The sequence below is a fragment of the Vagococcus allomyrinae genome (genome assembly GCF_017829975.1).
Classification (GTDB): domain Bacteria; phylum Bacillota; class Bacilli; order Lactobacillales; family Vagococcaceae; genus Vagococcus_D; species Vagococcus_D allomyrinae.
Genome location: NZ_JAEEGA010000010.1, coordinates 45,473 through 66,562, shown reverse-complemented (window position 1 = coordinate 66,562; position 21,090 = coordinate 45,473). Strand labels below are relative to the sequence as shown.

At 32.3% G+C, this 21,090-nt stretch carries 12 protein-coding genes; 1 reads left to right on the top strand and 11 read right to left on the bottom strand.

Annotated elements, in window-relative coordinates; all coding sequences use genetic code 11:
- Positions 1 to 13: 13 nt before the first annotated feature.
- From I6N95_RS15320 to I6N95_RS15290, 7 genes are all read right to left on the bottom strand, one after another.
- The gene (locus I6N95_RS15320; RefSeq protein WP_209529532.1) at positions 14 to 1,108 is read right to left on the bottom strand and encodes a MalY/PatB family protein; all 1,095 of its coding nucleotides are present in this window, start codon (positions 1,106 to 1,108) and stop codon (positions 14 to 16) included.
- Positions 1,109 to 2,165: 1,057 nt separating this feature from the next.
- Positions 2,166 to 3,107, bottom strand: coding sequence for a protein NO VEIN domain-containing protein (locus I6N95_RS15315; RefSeq protein WP_209529530.1), 942 nt, complete (start codon positions 3,105 to 3,107; stop codon positions 2,166 to 2,168).
- A gap of 261 nt (positions 3,108 to 3,368) precedes the next feature.
- Positions 3,369 to 4,088 carry a hypothetical protein gene (locus I6N95_RS15310; protein WP_209529528.1) on the bottom strand — a complete coding sequence of 240 codons (720 nt, stop codon included), beginning with the start codon at positions 4,086 to 4,088 and terminating at the stop codon, positions 3,369 to 3,371.
- 30 nt (positions 4,089 to 4,118) lie between these two features.
- Positions 4,119 to 5,078 (bottom strand): PH domain-containing protein, encoded by a 960-nt coding sequence (locus I6N95_RS15305; RefSeq protein ID WP_209529527.1) that lies wholly within the window; start codon positions 5,076 to 5,078, stop codon positions 4,119 to 4,121.
- A 122-nt stretch (positions 5,079 to 5,200) separates the two neighbouring features.
- On the bottom strand, positions 5,201 to 7,132 hold the full coding sequence (gene drmB, locus I6N95_RS15300) for a DUF1998 domain-containing protein (protein ID WP_209529525.1): 1,932 nt from the start codon (positions 7,130 to 7,132) through the stop codon (positions 5,201 to 5,203).
- Between the two features lie 10 nt (positions 7,133 to 7,142).
- Positions 7,143 to 10,577 (bottom strand): helicase-related protein, encoded by a 3,435-nt coding sequence (locus I6N95_RS15295; protein WP_209529523.1) that lies wholly within the window; start codon positions 10,575 to 10,577, stop codon positions 7,143 to 7,145.
- The gene (locus tag I6N95_RS15290; RefSeq protein WP_209529521.1) at positions 10,574 to 13,021 is read right to left on the bottom strand and encodes a hypothetical protein; all 2,448 of its coding nucleotides are present in this window, start codon (positions 13,019 to 13,021) and stop codon (positions 10,574 to 10,576) included. The genes I6N95_RS15295 and I6N95_RS15290 overlap by 4 nt, the downstream gene beginning before the upstream one ends.
- A gap of 124 nt (positions 13,022 to 13,145) precedes the next feature.
- Between I6N95_RS15290 and I6N95_RS15285 the strand changes: the two genes are divergently transcribed.
- A complete protein-coding gene (locus tag I6N95_RS15285) occupies positions 13,146 to 14,393 on the top strand; it encodes a DNA cytosine methyltransferase (RefSeq protein WP_209529520.1) in 1,248 nt (415 codons plus the stop codon).
- Between the two features lie 886 nt (positions 14,394 to 15,279).
- Here I6N95_RS15285 and I6N95_RS15280 read toward each other — a convergent pair.
- The 4 genes from I6N95_RS15280 to I6N95_RS15265 all read right to left on the bottom strand — a co-directional run bounded on the left by I6N95_RS15280 (position 15,280) and on the right by I6N95_RS15265 (position 20,769).
- Positions 15,280 to 16,437 carry a hypothetical protein gene (locus I6N95_RS15280; protein WP_209529519.1) on the bottom strand — a complete coding sequence of 386 codons (1,158 nt, stop codon included), beginning with the start codon at positions 16,435 to 16,437 and terminating at the stop codon, positions 15,280 to 15,282.
- Positions 16,438 to 16,544: 107 nt separating this feature from the next.
- The gene (locus I6N95_RS27850) at positions 16,545 to 16,652 is read right to left on the bottom strand and encodes an HD domain-containing protein (protein ID WP_430727545.1); all 108 of its coding nucleotides are present in this window, start codon (positions 16,650 to 16,652) and stop codon (positions 16,545 to 16,547) included.
- A 1,801-nt stretch (positions 16,653 to 18,453) separates the two neighbouring features.
- Entirely contained in the window at positions 18,454 to 18,696 is a 243-nt protein-coding gene (locus I6N95_RS15270) for a hypothetical protein (protein WP_209529517.1), read from the bottom strand.
- 21 nt (positions 18,697 to 18,717) lie between these two features.
- Positions 18,718 to 20,769 carry an HD domain-containing protein gene (locus I6N95_RS15265; RefSeq protein WP_209529516.1) on the bottom strand — a complete coding sequence of 684 codons (2,052 nt, stop codon included), beginning with the start codon at positions 20,767 to 20,769 and terminating at the stop codon, positions 18,718 to 18,720.
- Positions 20,770 to 21,090 lie beyond the last annotated feature (321 nt).

Below are 21,090 nucleotides of genomic sequence, written 5' to 3'. Positions count from 1 at the left end.
TTGCCTCGCTTTCTTAACTTAAGCCCTGAACGAGTGCGGCGACGCCCTTTTCCAAGGTTTGTCGGGCCGTCGCCAAATTAACTCGAATAAACAGATTTTCCTCAAAAAAATCACTATTAGACAGAATCGCCACACCACTTGTCACCAGTCGCGTTCGTAAGTCCTCTTCTGATACATTCAAAGCAGACACATCAAGCCACGCCAGATAAGTGCCTTCTAAGGCTGTCACCCTCACCTGTGGCACTGCTGCTAACGCCTGCAAAAGGTAGTGGTAATTGCCATAAATATAGTCGGTCGTATGACTGTAGGCTCTCACTTGATTAATTTTTTCCACATGATCAGGATTCTCAGCTATATAGTAGGCCACTTGGAGCCCAGACGAATTAAAGGTTTTAGTCGGCGCATTTAAACTGATGACGTTTTGATTATAGTTTAGCTCACGGGCCACAGCCATTAGCGGAATAAAATGTTGATCTGGCATGATGATATCCGAGTGAATTTCATCGAAGACAATCAGCACGCCATGTCGTTGACAGCTGGTCACGATTGCTTTAAGTTCTGGTTCAGTCCAGACCCGTCCTGTGGGATTGTGTGGATGACAGAGGATGAACAGCTTAACCTCTGTCGCCATTAGCTCTTCCAATGCTGCCATATCAATCTCATAACGATTCCCCTTTTTAAGTAGCCTAGCTCGAACAACCTCTCGTTTGGCGAATAAGGGCTGTTGCTCAAGAGGCCCATAAGTTGGGTTAAACAACATGATCCGCTCTCCCTCTTCAGTGAGAGCTCGCACCACATTGTTTAGTGCCACTAATACATTGGGCGTGAAAAAAATACTCTCTTTCTGATAGTGAATCTGATGCCGTTTTAAATGCCAGTCCATCACACTCTCACGATAATTTTCCCCATACTTGCCATAACCAAAAATTCCATGTTGGGCCCGTTCAATCACGGCTGTGACCACTTCTCTTGGTGGCCGAAAGTCCGTATCGGCGATCCCCATGGCTACCAACTGGCCAGTTCCTTCTGTCTGCCAATTGTCCCATTTACCTGAATTTGTTCCTCTGCGCTCGATTACTTTATCAAAATAAGCAGGGGTATATGTCATCTCCTTGATCCTTTCCGTCCTAATACCGCTATCTGAAACACATGACAAGGGCATCATTCCCGGGTGAAGCCATGACTTCCTTGTCAAAATTAATGTTTTTTTATCAATGAATTTTTTCCTAAGTCTCAACGTAGATACTGGTTGGTTGCTTCTAGATTTTGAAATAACTTTTGGATAGGCCTTATCCTTGCTAGTACACCTAGATAATTGAGAACCTCCTTATGCTCCCAATTACTTTCCAACAACGAAAAAAAACCGAAATCAGACTAATCGTCTAAATCCGGTTGAATGCCTCGTTAAGGAGAAGCTTACTTATGACTTTGATTGACGCCTAAATAAGCCTAACTGTTTATCAAAAAATTTGATAAACGACTAGAAAAAAGCGCTTAAATTAGGTACAATAACATAGAGCTAGTCACAAAGATAGCTTTTGGCAACTGGTAGACTGACACATAGTCTTCTGGGCTTCAGGTGAGGTGTCCGCCAAACCTGGAGCAGGCCATAAAGTTTTTTATCTAGGTTGTACTAACACGGTCATTGTACGATATATTGAAAACGTTGTCAAGAACGTATGTTTTAAATTTTGAGAAAAATTGGGGATTTGTTGAGATTGTTGGTTGAGGAGTGATACTATTCTTAATTCAGCTAAATATTTCATCCTTGTGCACAATAAAAAGGACTGGTCAACTGTTTTGGGATCTAGACACTCACCCCATTGTGACAGTCCTTCATTTTATTAATGCCTTAATGTTTCAGTGTAGTCAACTGGACGCATAGTACGCTTGGCTTTTTTTCTGTCCTAAGAGAATACTGCGACAGGGAAAGACCTTAAGAGCGCCATGTTAGACCGTGTTATGCGGAAGAACCAATCTTGGTGCAGTATCCAGATTTCCATATATCGCTTACTGATCCACAATTCTTTCGCTCACTAAAGGAATAAAAATCTATATTGAAGATAACATCACAACTAAAGGCGGTACTCACCAGCTACTTCGAGTTTTGCCGTTAAGCTAAAAAATAGTTTGTGTAAATCTTGGCATTATGGACGTAAATCAATTCAACTTTGTTTTAATCCATAAACTTTATAAACCATTGGTTCATTGATAAAAATATCTTCAATTACGGTTTTGAAATCTCTTTGTTCCGCTTTAGTTTTAAAGGGAGTAATCTCAAAATATTTAATTTTATCACCATTGACATCAATTATCCTACCAATCCTATATGACTCTCCCATAGACAAACCAACATCTAATTCATTCTTTGAAATGTAAAATGGTTCATGTATATTTTGCGAAGTCGTACTTTTAACTTCAATAAATATTTTTTGAGGATTATCACTATCAATCGTGTTCAAATCCCACCCAATAACATCATAACCTAATCCGTGTTTATCGCCAACATACTCTACACCTCGTAGCAAGTATTCCCTCTTTTCAGAGGAGGAAATCTGGCTTTTTATTTCCGAATGATAGTATGCAACAACAAATTCTTCTCCTTTTGTGCCGTTCTTTTTTTTAATTTCATTCAACCTCTGAAAATCTTCTTCAATAATAAAGCTTTTCAAATTTTTCTTCATAGCCAAATTAAAATCTTCTATATTATATTTAAAATCGCTATCAATTTTTATTATATTTCTTTGTCCAGTATCTTCTTTAGTTCCTTGGTCTTTAAAATCATTATTCAGAAATGATAATAAATCTACTAATGATTTATCGCCTTTACTACTACGTTTATTTAAATAATTAATTACGGTAGGCAAGTCACATCCACTAAAAGATTTTTTATGCTCATTTTGAATTCCATAATGCTGCAAAATATTCCAAGCAGCCCAGCCATCACTATCATTCAAGCCATTTTTCAATTCATTCTTTCTAGTTGATAAGCCTTCAAATAAGTGAGAATACACTACTTCTGCTTTAGTTTTAAAACTTATTTTTTCAAATTCACTTTGTTTTTTTGTTGCATTAATCGTGAACTTTAGTTTCGGAAAATTAATCAATACCAAACCTCCAATAATTCATTTGTTCCACATTAGAGTCTAACAATAACATGTTCTGTTTTCAAGTATCTAACAGAAGAAAAAATTGACCAAGCTAATGATAAAAGCCCAGAAGCCTGCATAGATCAATTATTATCAAAGAAAACCTCAAGAACTGTACTTCGTTACAATAACCGGCAAACACTTGCACAATTAATACCTCATGTCCGCTAAAAGTTTATTGCCGACCTCAGATAAGACATTTTTTTGCTTATTTATCCCCTACTTCCCCATATCCTCCTCATCCATATTAAGTATAATGCCCACATTTAATATATGAAAAATATTGAAAATAAAATGTTTAATTTCCCATATAACTAATAAATTAAAAAAGAAATAAAATGACAAAATTATACTTGATAAAAAAACATTCACAAGTTGAGGCAATTTGAGATGCCAATCTTCATCAACACTTTTTAGAAATACAAATAACAAAGAATTGATGACAATACCGATTATGTATAACACCATAAGAAAGAAAAATCCGTTATTTATCTTCGTAAAATTATTTTGTTCAAGTCTATGACCTTTTTTAGAATTCGCCTTCGATGTTAAAAGCGACAGTAAAACATCTTTTGATAAAACTGCTTGTAATAGGGCATATGCGGTGAAAACAATCCCTAGTAATGAAATTAGTATATTGTTCAAAAATTCGACGATGTCAATCAGTTTAACAATTGTCAGAGATGAGTCTGACAAAATGTAAGAAAACATTACTGCAATTAATAAAAATATTGCATACATCAGTCTATAGTCTTTAAAAAAAGAAATTTTACTTTTATGCTTTTTCTTATCATATTTTATTGTGAAATCCTTGAATAAACTAATGAAACTTAACTTAATTATTTGATTAGAGCTCTTTATTGACAACAAATCTTCCAAAGAAAGTAAAATATCAAGTTTAGACTCCACTTCTTTCTCTTCATTTTCTTTATTGTGCATAAATAAAATACTCCTATCCTAAATATTATTCTATAAAAAACTAGAAAATATCTCTCTAATTTTGGGAAGAAACTTTTTATAGTTTTTTTGATTTTCAGAAGATACGGTAGTTATCGTTTCTAATTTTCCAGCCTTTTCTATTAGAGGTGCTACTTCGTCAATAACATGTTTCGTTGGGATTTGAACTTGGATTTTCTCAGATATTTGTTGGTTTTTTATCTGTCCTTTTCCACCATCTTTTAGCGTCACAAATAGAGTTGAGTCTACAGTTCCTCCCAAACCTTCCATCAAATTAGCAACATTATCTAAATCTTTCGGAGAATTAAAAGTTACTCCTCCTGTATTACTATCCACATAATTTCTTGTAACACTCAGCTCCCTTATTTTAGAAAGAGCTACATTTGCTAAATCTAAATCTTCTCCATTTAGAGGGTAAAATCTTAATTTCATTTTATTTACCTTATCTACTTTTTGTATAGCAGCCTTAATATTTCTTTTTGAAGGAATTCCCACAATATTTAACTGATATATCGGAAGCCTAGTAGGTTTACCATCTTTTTCTCTACTCAAGTTATACCTTCTTCGGTACTCATACAAAAACAAATTAACCGTCGCCGAAAAAGATACTAAATTGGGACTTCCTTTCTGGTTTGGTACAAAAATCATTCTATGATTCTTTAAGAAAACACAAAAAAAGGAGTAGGGTGCAGAGGGGTGTTCACGATCAGTTTCTACCAAATTTCCTTCTTTATCTATTATTGATCGCACTTCTAAACGAGTGTCTTTTATAATAATTCCCGTCAAAGCGAAACCATTATCCGTATCAATTACTTTTATTGAATTAAAACTGAAACTATTGTCCTGTTTCTCTCTTACGTAATCCATTTTTAGTGCTGGTAATAAAAAATCCTCAAAATGATTTAACATTGGCATCTGTTCTTTTCCAAATGTTAAGTTAAAATTCGCTATGTCCATCTTTACTAATTCCATCATTTATCCCCCAACTTCATTTTTGTGACATGCGAGTTTGCCTTTTCAGTCTCACATATTCACAATAATTTTTCTATATTATTCCAATTGAATCATAAAAATCATTTATTTTGCCAGTACTATTATTTTTTCAAATTCACAACTTCACCAAAAAATCCCCACTCCGGATTGTCTAAAGTACCAATCAACATACTTCTGTCAAGAAAAACATTCATTTTTTCGCAACTTGTTTCAGAAATTAACGAACAGGCATGGCAAGCCCCCGCATTTAATGAGTTCCGACCTTGCCCAACACTTTCAATACAAACTGGATCAAAGCTACACCACTTGGCTTTTTCAATTGCTGCGTCAATAGTTGCAAAAAATTTTTTTGGTAACCCTTGTTTAACTAACCCTCCTAGAGTTCCTTCTGAATCACTACTTGACGTGTATATGAGCACTCCATACATTTCTTCTCCGTCTTCATTCGAATAGTAAATCCTTTCCTTTAAAGAAGAAGAAGTGTATCCACACGTAAGACTTAGCTCTCTAATTAGAAGATGGGACAACGTATGAACTAAATAATAATCAGGTGCAATATAAGGTTTTTCATCCTCATGAATATCAAATTTTAGCTTCTCATTTATTTTTCTGAACATTGGAGTTAACTCATTAACTTTCAGCCATTCTTTCACTTTTTTATTAGATAGCTCAAAAAATATCCCCTCGCCTCTTGCTTTTATACCAACAAAGGTGTCATCTTTTCGTTTTAGAGATACCATTTTAATATTTTTTGTATTAGTTTCCTCTTCTTCAATATCTTCAAGGATTTTATCAGAATTTAATGTATCTATTCTTGAAAATCCTGTCAACGCGCTCATTACTTCTAAAGAATGAACAAGAGTTAACTTACTAAAAAAACTTTTTTTAACGGAGTCTGAAAAGTCTGGCTTATTGTAAACTTTTATTTTAAATTCGATATTCGAATTGTGGTTAAATGATTCTCTTCCTGTTAAAACTTGGAACTCTGCTCGTCGATAATCCATCACTGTTACTAAATCAGTCTTTTCACTTGAGTAATAGCCTAATTGCGTTCCAACAGATTCTCTGACGTATCCATTTGACAAGTCTAAGTCCTCGGATATATAGTCAATTGAATTGGATACTCGACTATTATTTTCAAAAAAATCATATTCTTGTCCCCTAACGCTCTTTTTCATGTGGCCAATAATGCTGCTATATTCTTTATGGCTCATTATTTTTTCTAAGTCAGTATTCTCATTAAAAGGTATATTGACTGAGCTCATAATACTTGGAAAATAAAAATTATTTGCATTTCTTAGCATGACTTTAAGATTTTGATCACACTTTTCGTTACATATGGTATGTTTCCAATAATGCTTGCCTTCACAATGAACATTTATTTTTTCAAAACGTTTAGCCATTTTTTTATCATCAAAAATACCTGCCAAAGATTTTTCTAACTTGACATTATTTTTAGACTCACAAGTGGTACAACATACTTTTAATTCAGATATAGACGCTGATTTCGCATCACTCTTTAACACCAATTTATGGTTCTTAAAATCTGCTGCGCTGAGTGAAGAATCCATATGTGCCCATTCAAGCCAAGGAAAATCCTGCGAATGACCATGTTCACAGGCACATATAATTCTTACAGGTACTAATTCAACACGATTATTATCTTTTTTAGTAAAAGGCTTCTTATCAAAACTAATTAAACTTTTATTATCTCCCATGGCTTTTATCTCTTCACGCCATTTATCTATTGTTTTTAAACGTCTGTCTACTGGAGAAAAGTACCATCTAGGAAATCTTTTACCTTGAATATTCGTCATTGAACTTAATGGAGGTTCGATGAAACCTTTGCACCCTAGTATTTTTTCAAGTCGAATGTCATGAACAAGCTCCAGATCATCTCCCCAATACTCAGAATCTGCAACCATAAGTGATTGATTATTTATGTCCATCAGCGCACCAATCCCAAAGGGAGTTAGTAATTGAGACCTTCTAACTTTAAACTCTGGATTATACTTTTCCTTGTAATTATTCATTGTTTTCCTCCTACTCAATTATTTCCATAAATGAAGATTCTTCAACATTTCTCATAGTTCCCATCACTCTTATGGATTCATCATGAGTGCTTTTATCATCGAATGCTCTTAGTAAGATAAGGTCTTCTATTCTCGTAGATTTATATGGCGAAGCATAATAATATAACTTTTGATTATTTTCGAATGCTTCGCTTGCTAAACGTTTCCATTCTTCAAAAAAGTTATTTATTAATTGAGTTGCATCTTCATAATACAGCCCGCTCTGAGTATCAATATTCCTAATTCTTTCAAAAATGAACTCCTTTACCATATTTAAAATGTCTGTATGCTCTAAAATTTTAGATGCCGCATCATCATTTATTAAGTCCGGCACAGTATTTCTTACCATAGCCACTATAGTTGCGTAAGCTGCTTTTTTTACTGCCGGAACAGAAAATGGCGTTACACTACTGGGCTCTACATACTTGTATAGATTTTGATGATAGGATTGAAATGTCTCATAATGAGAACGATCTCTACTTCTGGTGGAATTATACAACATACTAACTAACCCTAGTGTTTCTCTACCAACTCTACTGGTTGCTTGTATGTATTCAGAGGTAAGCTTTGGCTGTCCTACTACAAACATGGAGTTCAGTCGCCCAATATCTACACCTACTGACAACATATTTGTAGCTATCAACGTATCAACTGCACCTTTTTCACCTCTTTTACTTTCAATTTGTCTGATTTTATCTGGAATTTCTGCGCCAGAGACACGACTTGTAAGCTCAATGTTATTCTCATCGTATAAGGCTCTCTTATTAGTGCCATTGCGATTTTGTAATTGCTGAAGATAGTCCTTAACATCATCTCGTATTAATGACGAAGCTTTTCCTAACTCCCTAATACTATTAAAGTATCCTGTCAAGGTCCAAAATAACTCCATTTCATCATCAGATAATCCCAACTCAGCTATACTTTGTAATAATATCGCAATAAGCCGAATTTCAGTTGTCATTTGTGATTTACCTGTTGCCATAATCCCCATATACATTCTTCCAGATTGCTTATCGTCCTCTCTAACAAAAAAGCTATCATTAGAATCGAATCCACTTGGCGGGAACTGAAAAACTTTACGATTAAAAATATTTTGCACCTGCTCTTCAGCATTTCTAATTGTCGCAGTTGAGGCAATATATTTGGGAGGTTTAACCCCTTTATTTTGGCTAAAGATATAATCAAAACCTGACTCATATAGGCCTACGATACTGCCTAATGGCCCAGAAATCAAATGTAACTCATCCTGTATTATGAGCTCAGGTCTTCTATATTTCTCAGGATTATCTGATCCAAACAATTTTACTGTCTCTTGTTTAAGTGATGCCTGTGCGAATTTGTCAACTGTCCCGAAAAGTAATGTCGGTCTAACCATATAAATAGCTTCATCAATCATATAAACAGGGATTCCTGACCTAAAAGAGCATGATTTATTTACACAACAAATGCTGTGTAAATTCTTAGATGTTTTTGTAATTTCTTTATAACCCCATCTCCGGGGTATTTTAATATTTCTTAGTTCTGGTATCACACTATATTCACCATTACACCACGGACACTTCAATATTTGAAACATATTTTTTTTCTTAGCATCCTCAAGAGAGTTACATTTAAACATGTCACGCAGATTCTCATTGGCATCTTCGAAATGATTCTTAGTTTGATCCATACCAACCCAGAGACCTACTGAAATTTCTTCATTACCAAATAGATTCTCATTATTTCTTCTAATATATTCTAAAGCACAAATCAATGCAGCGGCCCTATCAAATTGCTGAGAGGTAAGAAGTCTAAGTGTATATCTCATAATAACACTAACCCCACTAGAATTTGTACGTGTTAATTTTCTGAAAAAAATGACTGCTGCTATTGCAAATAAGTACGCCTCAGTCTTTCCACCACCAGTACTTACCCAAATTAAGTCCAATTCATTTCGTTCATCACTTTCATCATTTAGAATCGATTCGAGTGAATTAAGGACAAAAGCCAATTGAAAAGGGCGCCATTTAAAATCAACTGAATCATAATCTTTAGTTTGATACAGCATCTCTTTCAATTTACCATCTTTAATTCGTTGAAGTACCATAGCCTCATTTGCATATTGAAAAGCTGTCCAAGCCGCTTCATTGTTTTGAAGGAAGTCAATTGTTTTTCTCATCCTTTGACTACTACATCTACAGTTATTCAAATTTTCCTGTGCCACATCCTTAAAATGATCTTCGATTTTTTCTAACTTTTCACTCAATTTATCAATCCAAGCATCATAAAGAGAAACAAACTCTAATAAATTATTTATTTGTTCTTCTTTATTTGTTCCTAAATAGGTATCCGGTCGAAGAATTTCCTCGCTCAATCCAGGTATATCAAATCTCATTGGTAAAATTTCATATGTTGGAATGTAAGTGGTCTCTATGGCAAAGCTACCTTTGCTCTCTCCCCAAATGACTGAAACTCCATGCCCTACTGCGTAGCTTTTTTTATTTTTGTAAAGAAAATAATTTTTTTGATCCTCTTTACTTAATTTATTAAGGCTTGGAAGTTTTACATCTTCTACTGGAAAAAATTCAAATAAATCGTTAGCAGTTATTTGAATTTTGGGCTGAAACACCTTTTTTCCAGATGTATTTTTTAATATTATTGTTAGAGAAAAAATATCAAATTCAGATAATTCTGATATCTTATTAACATTTGATATAATCTCTAAGAAGCCCTCATCAAGCGGCGATATTTTTTGTTTGTGATACCCTTCTCTCAATGGTACTTTCATTTTAAACTGGTGGGGAGAACGTTGATAGTAATCATTATTCTTATTTGCTGCCTCATAAGATTTCCAGAGATAAAATCTTAATTTCTTAAATTCGATTTTATCATTCGAATTAATAAATTCTTTAAAAATAGACCTTTCTTCTACACTTTCTAAGACTGCTCTAATCTCGTATTTTCCACCGTCCATGACTAATAATTTTTGTAACTTTTCTTTGTGTATAAATTTCTCAATCTGTCTGTTCAAAAGAAAATATATATCTTTGCCAATAAACACGTTAGGATTGGTTATTTTCACATAATTTGAATACTCCACATTAAGCTCTAAATCAGTCAGATTAGACTTAAAATAAAAAGTCATTCCCATAGAACTTGGCAACAAACTGTTATCAAACGTAATCGTTTCATCATCTAACTCATCCAAATCATTATCGGATGTAGACTCTTTACTGTTACTAATTCTTCCTACTGGATATAAAATTCCTGTAACATACCTAGCTTCTGGTTTATCAGATATAATTTCATTTAGATTATCCTCATTCAGGCACTCTGAACCAGGTCCTAATAACAAACTAGAAGTCGCTTCCATCAATTTTCTTCTAACATTCTTTTGTCTTTCTACGTCTTCCTCTATTGTTTTCATCGCTCCTCTTCCCCCTCGATCATTTTATTTGTTAAGTATCTTGGAATATTGTTATAGTCAATTTTTTCTACATAAAGAATTGTTGACACATTCGGAGATGGAATGCTCTTCATCGTTTCGATTTGTCTTAAATCTTTTCCCTCAATGGACTCTAATAACTTCTCTCTGATGTTTTTCATATTCTCTTTTACATGCACACTCGCCTCATAATAACTCTGATAATTTTTTTCAATATCCATATCGCCTATAACTTTACCAACATAGCTAATAAACTCAATATCCTTTGGAACCATAGGCATTTTATAAGGATTAGTCCATAGATTATAGAATGTTTCACTTTTTGACGGATAACCAGATATCTTAAATTTAGCTGCCAAATCCGTTCCTTTCAAACTTCTGTTTGATTTGAACTCAATTAAACTTCTTTTCCAATGTATATCCATTCTCTCATATTCGAGGGCTTCAATTATTTCTGAAGATTCATTTTCTGATAAACTGTAAGTTAAAAGTCGATCATGATAAATTTCATTAGCATACGGTATATTAAACTGCACAACGACATCAAATTCTTTCACATTTTGTAACTCTCTATTTACCAATTTTCCGTGCTCAAGGGCATGAACTTTACCATACTCCGTACCTAAGATAACCATACCATTATCTAAAAGAATTTCAGTATTTATATCAACAAGATTATTATCTTCCCCTTTATTTTCTTTACTTAAACTAATGTTTTTCTCAATTATTTTTTCCAATTTACTATCAAAGATGCTTTCAAATAGTACCTCAACTTCAAGTATATCTTTATCTACTTCTATTTCATTTTCGTTTAGTTCAACTTTTTTATACCAATCAATATACGTTTCAATTGCATTCTCATAACTATCAAAAAGATTACTCACTTCTACGGATTTTGTTATTCTGTTTAAGAAGTTCCTATCATTTTTTATAGAACTGACGAAAATCTTCTCATTTACTTGCGGATACAAAATATAGTATTGTGCATTAAATGAAGCAGCAACCCATTTCCTCCTGTGAGTCGCTGTCATTGAGCTCAATATAACCACATCAAAGAAGTCTAGCATATCTTCCGTTATCAACAGGTCCACAGGAAACACTTCAACATTTGTGTTATTCCTAAACCTGATAGAGGTTTCTTCCGACAACTCATTATTTACTACTAATGCAACTTTCATTCCTGAATTCAGTGTATTTTTAATAACTTTATGTGTGTCATAACCAAATCGATTAGCATACAAATCATATAAATTTTGGTCAATGGTTTCGCTATCTTCAATGTCTATCACTTCTAAGTATTCAGATATCTTAATCATCATGCTTTCAAGACATTTATATGTTCCAACTACTTGTCCTAGAATACTTCTTAAATATATAACTAGCATTTTCAGAAGATATTTGTGTTGTGGACTAAATCTTATTTTTTCAATATCTCCCCTTAGCTTTTCAACTGACATAGTGAACTCTCTATTATGCTGGATTGGAATAAAATTAAACATCGTACTAGTTTCAGCAATAATTTTGATTGGCGAAAAGAGATGATTCATCTCCAGATTCTTTATTGGATCAACTCCATCTTTTTGCATCAAAATATCTGCTGAACCAAATAAGGCAATTGCTATGTTCTCATCATCATGGATATCAATCAATGAATATAAATAATCGCGTTGCTTTCCTTTAAAAAATTTATTTCCAAGTATGAATATTTTTTCCAGTACTGTCTTGTATAATACATCATCGTAGTATTGAGCCGCCACGCTAGTACTGCTACAAAAATATACCATCGGGTCAGAGTATGATAAATCATGAGGAATTCTTCTTTCCTCCCCCTCTTTTGTAATATAGACAGCAGAACAAAGTTCACCTATATAGCACTCAGTACCGCCAAATGTAAGTTTAATTTCAAATATTTTTTTCAAAATAGACATATCTGCAATAATCATGATTTTCTTGTTATTATTGGCATTATAATCTTCCAAATTTATATGTTTAGCAAGTATTTTTCGCAAATCTTTAGCTTTTCTAGTTTTAGTGTTGCTAGCTGTTGCTACTCTATTTTTCAAAATCGCCTCAGTCACAATTAGTTTTACAGGATTTCCAACTTTTTTTACGCTTTGTAAAACATAACCCCCTTTTCCATCCTCAGACTCACCTTTATATTTATAATATTCTCCTTTATACAACAATGAATCATCTTTTTGTAGAGTGCTAATATCTAATCGGCTATCGTCTTTCATATTCTCCATTAACTTATTCATTAATATTTCATAAATTAAATTTCCATAATAATCTTCATGGTAATAATAGTATGAATAAGACCTCTTTTCCAGTTCTAAATAATCGATAGTTTCCATCATTTTCTTAATATTATTTGATTTGTATCCAAAAGGATAGTTCTTATTCACAAAATTTTTTTCCAGTTCCATCTCATTCCCTCCCTGTCCCTATCATTATACAATAGCGTTTTCACTTTTTGAAATCTATTATTTTTCTTTTTTTGTTCTATTTATTTAACAAACCTGGTATAATATCATTGAGGAGTGATATTGCATGATTACTATTATTGATCTGTTTTCAGGTGCAGGGGGGCTAACCGAAGGATTTAGAAACGAAAATTACGAATTAATCGCTCATGTTGAAATGGATTCCCAGGCCTGTAAAACACTTCAAGCAAGAGATGCTTTTTATTACTTAAAAAGTAATAATCAATTAGAAATATATAAAAAGTACCTTAACAATGAAATTACATTAAGTGAATTTCTTAATTTAGTTCCAAAATCTGTTACTGACAAAGTTATTAATCTTGCTATTTCTGAAGAAAATCTCTCACAAATCTTTAGTGAAATAGATGTAAAACGATCAGATAAAAAAATTAACGGAATAATCGGCGGTCCACCTTGTCAAGCCTACTCAACTATAGGAAGGGCGCAAAATGAAAGAATTAAACATCGTGACACGAGAATTTATCTTTATCAGTATTACACATTATTCCTAAAACAATATGAGCCAGATTTTTTTATATTTGAGAATGTAAAAGGTCTACTTTCCTTTAAGGATTTAGACGGCACCAATCTTTTACCTAAGATAAAAAAAGCGTTTGAAAACTCACTTCCAAAGAGCGGTTATCATATTGACTATAAAATAGTAAATAGTGCTGATTATGGAGTTCCGCAAAAACGAGAGCGTCTTATCATTTTTGGGTATAAAAAAGATTATTCTAGAGTTAATTTCTTTGAATCACTTAAAAAGTATGAAGAAACCCCGCCAACAATTAATCAATTATTTAAAGATTTGCCGATTCTTGAATCTGGTCAAACACTCAATATCTATAATGAATCCAAACCCGCAAAGTATGTTGATAACCATATCAGAAATTTTGAACTTCCATTAACTCAAAATATAGCTAGAAAAAATAACTCCAATGATTTAGAGATTTATAAAATTGTTGCAAAAGAAAAACTAAAAAAAAATAATGTGCGATATCCTGATTTACCTTCCAAACTAATCAAACATAAAAATGCAAATATATTTCTTGATCGGTTCAAAGCAATAGATGGTACAAGCGTTTGTCATACAGTTGTGGCCCATATTTCAAAAGATGGACACTATTATATACATCCAGATTTCAAACAAAATCGTTCAATTACTGTGAGAGAAGCTGCAAGGATTCAAACGTTTCCAGATGATTTCTATTTTGAAAATTCAAGAACTGCAGCCTTTAGGCAAATTGGTAATGCCGTTCCTCCATATCTTTCTAAGGCGCTTAGTCAGACTATAATAGATGTACTCTATAAATAAAAGATGTTGTATCTTTCAGATTCTGAATAGGTACAACTTTTTTTATTTTTGTAAAGAAAAGACACTTTCAGGACTTATAATTATTATTTATGAATAAGACATAACTTACGATCTTAATATTTTTTTCTTTAACCTGCTATACTTAAAAGATTTTAGCCCGTTTTCTGCATTAACTACATCCTTTTTCATATTTGAAAAGGCAATGGCTTGAGCAATGACGAAACCTCAATACCACTTTATAATAGTTCAAAACTATGAAAACTCTTTAAATTTTTATACTCGTTTTCATACTTATCATCTTTATTAATGGTCCAATCTCATTCAAGTATTTAGAAGTTTTTGATAATTTTTATTTGATTGTTATGCTTACCAATACTATCATTTTCTTTCAACTGAAATTTCTTTATACATCTCAATTATCGAGATACTGAAATGCCCTATCAATTTTGAACTTCCCTAATATTCCCTCGATTGTTTAGTAGTTTGTTGCGAAAGTACACCTCAAATAGTGAGGAGTTGCATTTTAAGCAATTCCAAAAAATATCTTGGTATTTATAGAAAATATTTTCAATTCCGTAATTTAAAAGTTCGTTGCCCGCATCTGAACTCCGACACTGCCGCAAGCTTCTCTCCCAGACTCAAAAGGCTCAACTTCCCTTTTCGGTTTGCATATAGTTCACATTTCGATACAATTGACTCACTAGGTTTCTTGATAATTGCTCTCACTACTTCAGACAAAAGTTTTCACAATTTCTTTAGCCCTTACTCTAACTGGGCGCTCTCCAGTTAGTAATTAGCGGCTTACTTGACCGAAAATCAAAAACGAACTGCTCTTTTATAGTTTTAAGAGCAATCCTTGAAGAGGTATAAGTAAGTTTTTATATACCTAATCGTTTTCACAAGTGAATATAGAAATTTCTTCGTACAAAAGTCTCAAATCCCCTTCATTTTCAACTTTTTGGCATGTCATTCCATTCATTTTTAATAAACTATATGGCTCCGATTTGTAGTCTCTATACTCCACTTTGACTTGACTTTTTCTAAATATTTTCCAAACCTTGTAGAGTATAAATGGTAAATAAGTATAATTACTCAAATATTTACTTTCTTCTTCAGTTTCATCAATGTACACAACAATCAACTCTTTTGATTCATCATATGATTCCAATCTCAAGTTCATCAGCGACAAAGTAATTTCAAAGTCCGCTATTAATAGTTCTGACTTAATTGCCGGTATTGACTCTTTTAACTTCATCATTTCAATTTTAGAAAGCTCCGTAATTTCACCTGTAAAATCCGCAATAAACAACTCTCTCGCTAATTGCAGTAAATTAGCGATTCTAGTTATCTCGGCGTAATATCTTAGCATTTCGTCTGTCGACAATTCATGAGAAATGTATTTCCTTCCAGTTTCAAATCTTAATTCTGCCTTCAGACCATCAATTACATAATTTTTATGTTGAGCCAAATTTCTCCAATTACTAATTTTATATCGAACAGGTAATTCAGTTCGAAATAGATGACTCATATTTAAATTACATTTTTTTAGTAAATAGTCGTTCATTACTCCCAATTTTATTTTCTTCAACTTACCTGTTTCTAGTTTATACCCATTTTCTAAATAATAAATTATCTTATATAATTCTCTAAAATGGTACTTTATCATTCCCTCTGTCATGTCGCCAATAAGGTTTAATGCCGTTTCAAAGGTATCATAAGGATCACTATTATCATATAGTTTACTAATTTGATCATGCTTTTTTTGCCATAAATTATTTTCGTTCGTGATATCTTTATCTTGTTCAATAATAAATGTTAGTATGTTGGGGCCGTATGTATCAAGTCCTTGCCTGTATATTTTTATTACTTCTAACAAGTCGTTTTTAAAATCGACATCTCCGGCCTCCTCATAGTTACTAATAAAGGAAGCAGCTCTTATAGATAGCGGATCTACAGATGCTTTGTCCAATTGATGCTCATTTGCGAAGAACCCTTTTAAAATCCTCTTTGTATTAAATTTAATATCATTATCTCTTACATCCATTACGTCCCCCCTAATCTTTTTGATTTTCAGCGGAAAGCGGTTAAATTGAGGAATTGCTTGTCAAGTTAAATTTCAAATCTCCTCACTAAAAAACTTCTTAATAAACTTCAGACACTAACTTTGATGCTGGTCTCTCCATAATGACCAAAAGGCGGGTTACCTATATCATGCAATAAACCTGCAGCGCTAACAATTGCGGACATTTGACCAATCATCTCGACCATAATCGCCTTTCTACTATATTAACGTAGAGAATTTTTGAATGATCAATTTAGCAAAGTAAGAGACTTCTATAGAGTGAGTTAGCCTCGTTCTAACAAAATCATTTTTATCCAGTGGAAATACTTGCGTTTTATCTTGTAGCCGTCTAAAAGCCTGATTCGTCACAATTTTCAAATAGTCAACTTCATATTCGCTCGTTGTCCCTCTGACATGAATATTATTCTGTGATTTGTACCATTTCTCCAATAATAGCTTAGATCAATCCATCGTCTTTTTTTTCATCCTACTCCTCCTATTAACTTATTACGAGGGTTAATTAAATAACTCCTTCTAATCAAATTAACGTTTTAATAATTACAGTTTATTAATTTTTATTTGGATATAATAAACATATCATAAAATAACATGCTTAAATAAATAGTTTCATATAGGAAAAGGCGGAATATTGGCTGAGAGATTTGCCTCTTTTTGACCTATTTGTATTTTGGCACAAGTTCTATATGATAAACGGTTTGATGAAATAGTTATTTCCATTTTTCGAATACGAAAATAGAAAAAATGTAATCACGTGTGTGCTAAATGATTATATAGAAAAGAAAAGGGACAAGCAAAACCACAGAGTCATTAACAGTATTTTAAATGACTCTATTATTTTATTTAGGTATTATGGATTATTTAATAGGCGAAAACTTTTGGGGGTGTTTATAGATGAGCGAAATTAGCTTGTTATTGTCATTAAGAGAAGTAGGAGTTGATATTTATTAGAAAAATACTAATATGCATGTTTATTTTTTTATTATCAGGATGCAAGGAAAAGGAAGTTGAATAAAATACTACTAATTATGTAAACGAACGACCACCTGTGGTATTAAAAGGTGAAATTATTTCTAAGTCCGCCGAAAACAAATACCTTACATTTGTACCAAATGAAAGGCAGAATAATGTTCCAGAAAAAAAATTTTGGATCTTTCTGCCATTGAACTGGATGAGAATGGTAGGAAACCTTCAGAAGCTAAAAATTAAGTAAAATGTCGATTCATTTAATGAAAATAGAAAAGTTAAAATCACTTATAGCCGGGGATCTATTACTTCAAAATCAAAAGAATATAATCTTGAATCATTCAATGCTATAAAAAATAGGCGGCTATTATGTGAAGAATAAAGATTGCATTGATTAACTTACTGTTAAGATCCACTGTATTTACCAATGCAGATACTACAATATCAACGAACACTCGTTTTCAACGTCTTTAAAACATCGAATAGAATTACTTATTATTACCATTGTACAAACAAATTTCTGTTTTTCCTATTGATAGCTTACAGGCAATAGACGATTTTCGCTCTTGTATTTGCTTAGAGATGGGTTTGTCTGCAAATTAAACGGGAACAATCTTTGAATGTCGACTCATTCAGTTTCCCGCCTCGGATATTTCATAACCCCAGTATAAACCGAAAAGGAACCCCCCAATCCGTTTGGGACTAGCTACTTATGAAACTTATGTAAAAATCGAGCAGATATGACACTATTTGCGCATCCATGCTGTAATACTCGCTTACTCATATTCACGTATATTTTAAGCAACACAAAAAAGCAATTTCACCACAATTGATGAAATTGCTTAAGAAAATTCATTTCAACCAATTTCTAGCCATTCACACTATTTGAAAAATAGCCATTTTAATTAAGGTTTTTCAACCAATTGAAAACTCTCAATTCCTTTAATTTAATGAATTGAGTTTACTTTCTTGTTTAGCTCTGTACTATCAAAAATGATAATGATTGTAATTTATTTACATTGCAATTCCATTATGTGAAACAATAGAATAACTATCATAATTATCTATAACTAATCCTGAAGCAATAAATGGTTGAATCTTTTTTCTAATCTCATTTGAAGACAGTTCAATTTCATATTCTTTCAATAAGGATTGAAGTTCTTCAACCGAAATAACGCTTCTCTTCCTATCAAAAAATAAATTATAAATTATAAAATTCACATTCTTCATTGATTTTTCTACATAGATTTTGCACATGAATACATCTCTCCTATTATTTTATAAATTTTTTATCCAGTCTTCAATATTATCTAATAAATCTTTTCCAATTTTTTCTCCCAAACTTTCTAAAAAAGAATTTTGCTGGTTTATTATATCACTTCCATTGTACACAAAAATGTAGAACATTGGCAAGCTTTTCACTTTGGCTTCGAAAGATTTTTGTAACCCACTAATTGTATTGAATGATGTTAACTCATTATTATGCCCATAGAGCATAAAAGAATTACTAGTTTTTGAAGCAATCTCATTGAAAACAACAAAAATGTCTTTATCCTCATTCTCAGTGTGTTTAATTACAATATCTTCTAAAGACATTGTTGTTCCCAAAAAATCATACCATGCACTTATATTAGACAATAAGAACGGTGTATTTATAAAATCAATATGTGAGATTTTTAAAAAGTACTTTATAGCCTCAATCGACGGATCAGCTACTATTTCCTTCTTATCTTTATCTTCACCTCCGTCCCCATGATGAATAGTCTTAGTTTCGAGTAACTCAAGAATTCTATCTATTTGACTTCCACTTTGAGATAAGAATTTACGAAATGTAGTATCTATTATTTTGAAGTGTTCGCTTCTTTTTATAATACTATGATATCTTTTCTCACTAGTCACAATTTCAGTCAACATATCTATTACAGGTTTCTGCAATTCAGCGCGCTTCGTTCTATCATAATATATTTGTTTTAGCAACGTCATTAACCATGAATCATTCCATTGGGCAAGCGCACTTTCTTTTTTCACTTCAGAATTAGCCTCTAAAAACGTCCATAGACCTGATATATTTTCAGGTAATTTCCGGTTAAATGCTGGCTGAAAGTTTTCTCTTAAAAGTATATTATTAAACGCTTCTTGCTCTGTTTTTGGAATTTTATTTTTTTCAAATAATTTTTTCAGTTCATCTTCAACTGGTTCTTTACTTTGATTGTTTATAAAGAAACTTTCAATTAAAAGTTCTATACAATTTTGTAATAAGTAATCCATCTTTCGAACCCTATGATGACCGATAATATTTTTATACTCATCGAACCTCCTATCAAAAAAATCCTCAATTGCATCGACTGATTTAACCGGTGCAAGAAATAAGAAAGATTCATCCTTTTTGATTAATTTCATTTCATTAATAATTCTTTTGTAATCAATTGAACCTTTTTGTAGCCCTGAATTTAATGGATCTCTAGTAACATAATCAAGTCTATCACCATCTAACGGGGAGTCAATTATCTTATGTAAATCTTTAAAAAAATCACTATCTGCCAAGATTTTATTCACTAAATCTCCAATAATCAAATAATTCAAGTTTTTGTCATAAGTCTTATCACTCTGGTTACTATCAAGGTCACAATCCTTAAGTTCTGTAACAATTCCTTTCAAAACCGTTTCAGAAATTGATTGTCCCATTTTTTCGTGAAAATCCGCTTCACTATCATCTTTTGGACAATACTTTTCTAAAACTTTCTTGTAATTACTTTCATTTGTATTTAAATTTTCTTTCTCGCTTAATTTGTTGAATACACCGTTCATTGCATTTTCAATTGTGTGACTATAAGGAGGATGACCTATATCATGAAGTAAAGCAGCAATTCTAATTGATTGCATTAATAAATAGTGAATATTCATATGCTCTTTCTGTACATTATACGGAATCAATTTATAATCTGATTCTTTATAATCTATGACAGGAATCCCCTGTGCCTCAGAATTTTCTTTGCCACCAGCAAGATAGGTATCAATATTTACGGTATTCGCACATACTTCTGAGATACTTTTTACTATCTCAATCTTTGCCCGATCAAAAAAAACATTTCGAATTGATTCATCTGCATTCAAAATTGAGTTAAAAAAAATCTCACTACACAAACTCATAGTTCCAATCGAATGTTCAAAACGTTTAGTTCTATTCGAAGGAAAAGTAAGATACACTGTGGCATTTTGATAAACATCATGCAGCCTATTAAATCCTGTGCTTGATAATATTTTTTTTTCCATCTCAGTCAAAAATATTAATCCATGAATTGAATCATTTATATATGTGCCTTTCCCCATTAAACCATCTCCTTTATAATCAGATAATACAATTATACAACAAACAAACGATAAAAGTACATAATAACCTTAAAAAAAAAGCAATCTATATAATTGTATAGATTAAGCGTTATCACTTACATATAATTATATTTTAAAAATCAAATTACGTATCAGGAAACAATTAAAAGAATATTTACAACAAAAAAAAACCAAACAGCCCCTATCTCTATTAAAAAATCATGTTACTAATCCAACCTTCACAAAATAGAGTCTTGAAGAAGATTACGTTAAGAAAATAGTAAAGTGCTTTGCTTAATGAAAAAAACCGTAGTAGTCTCT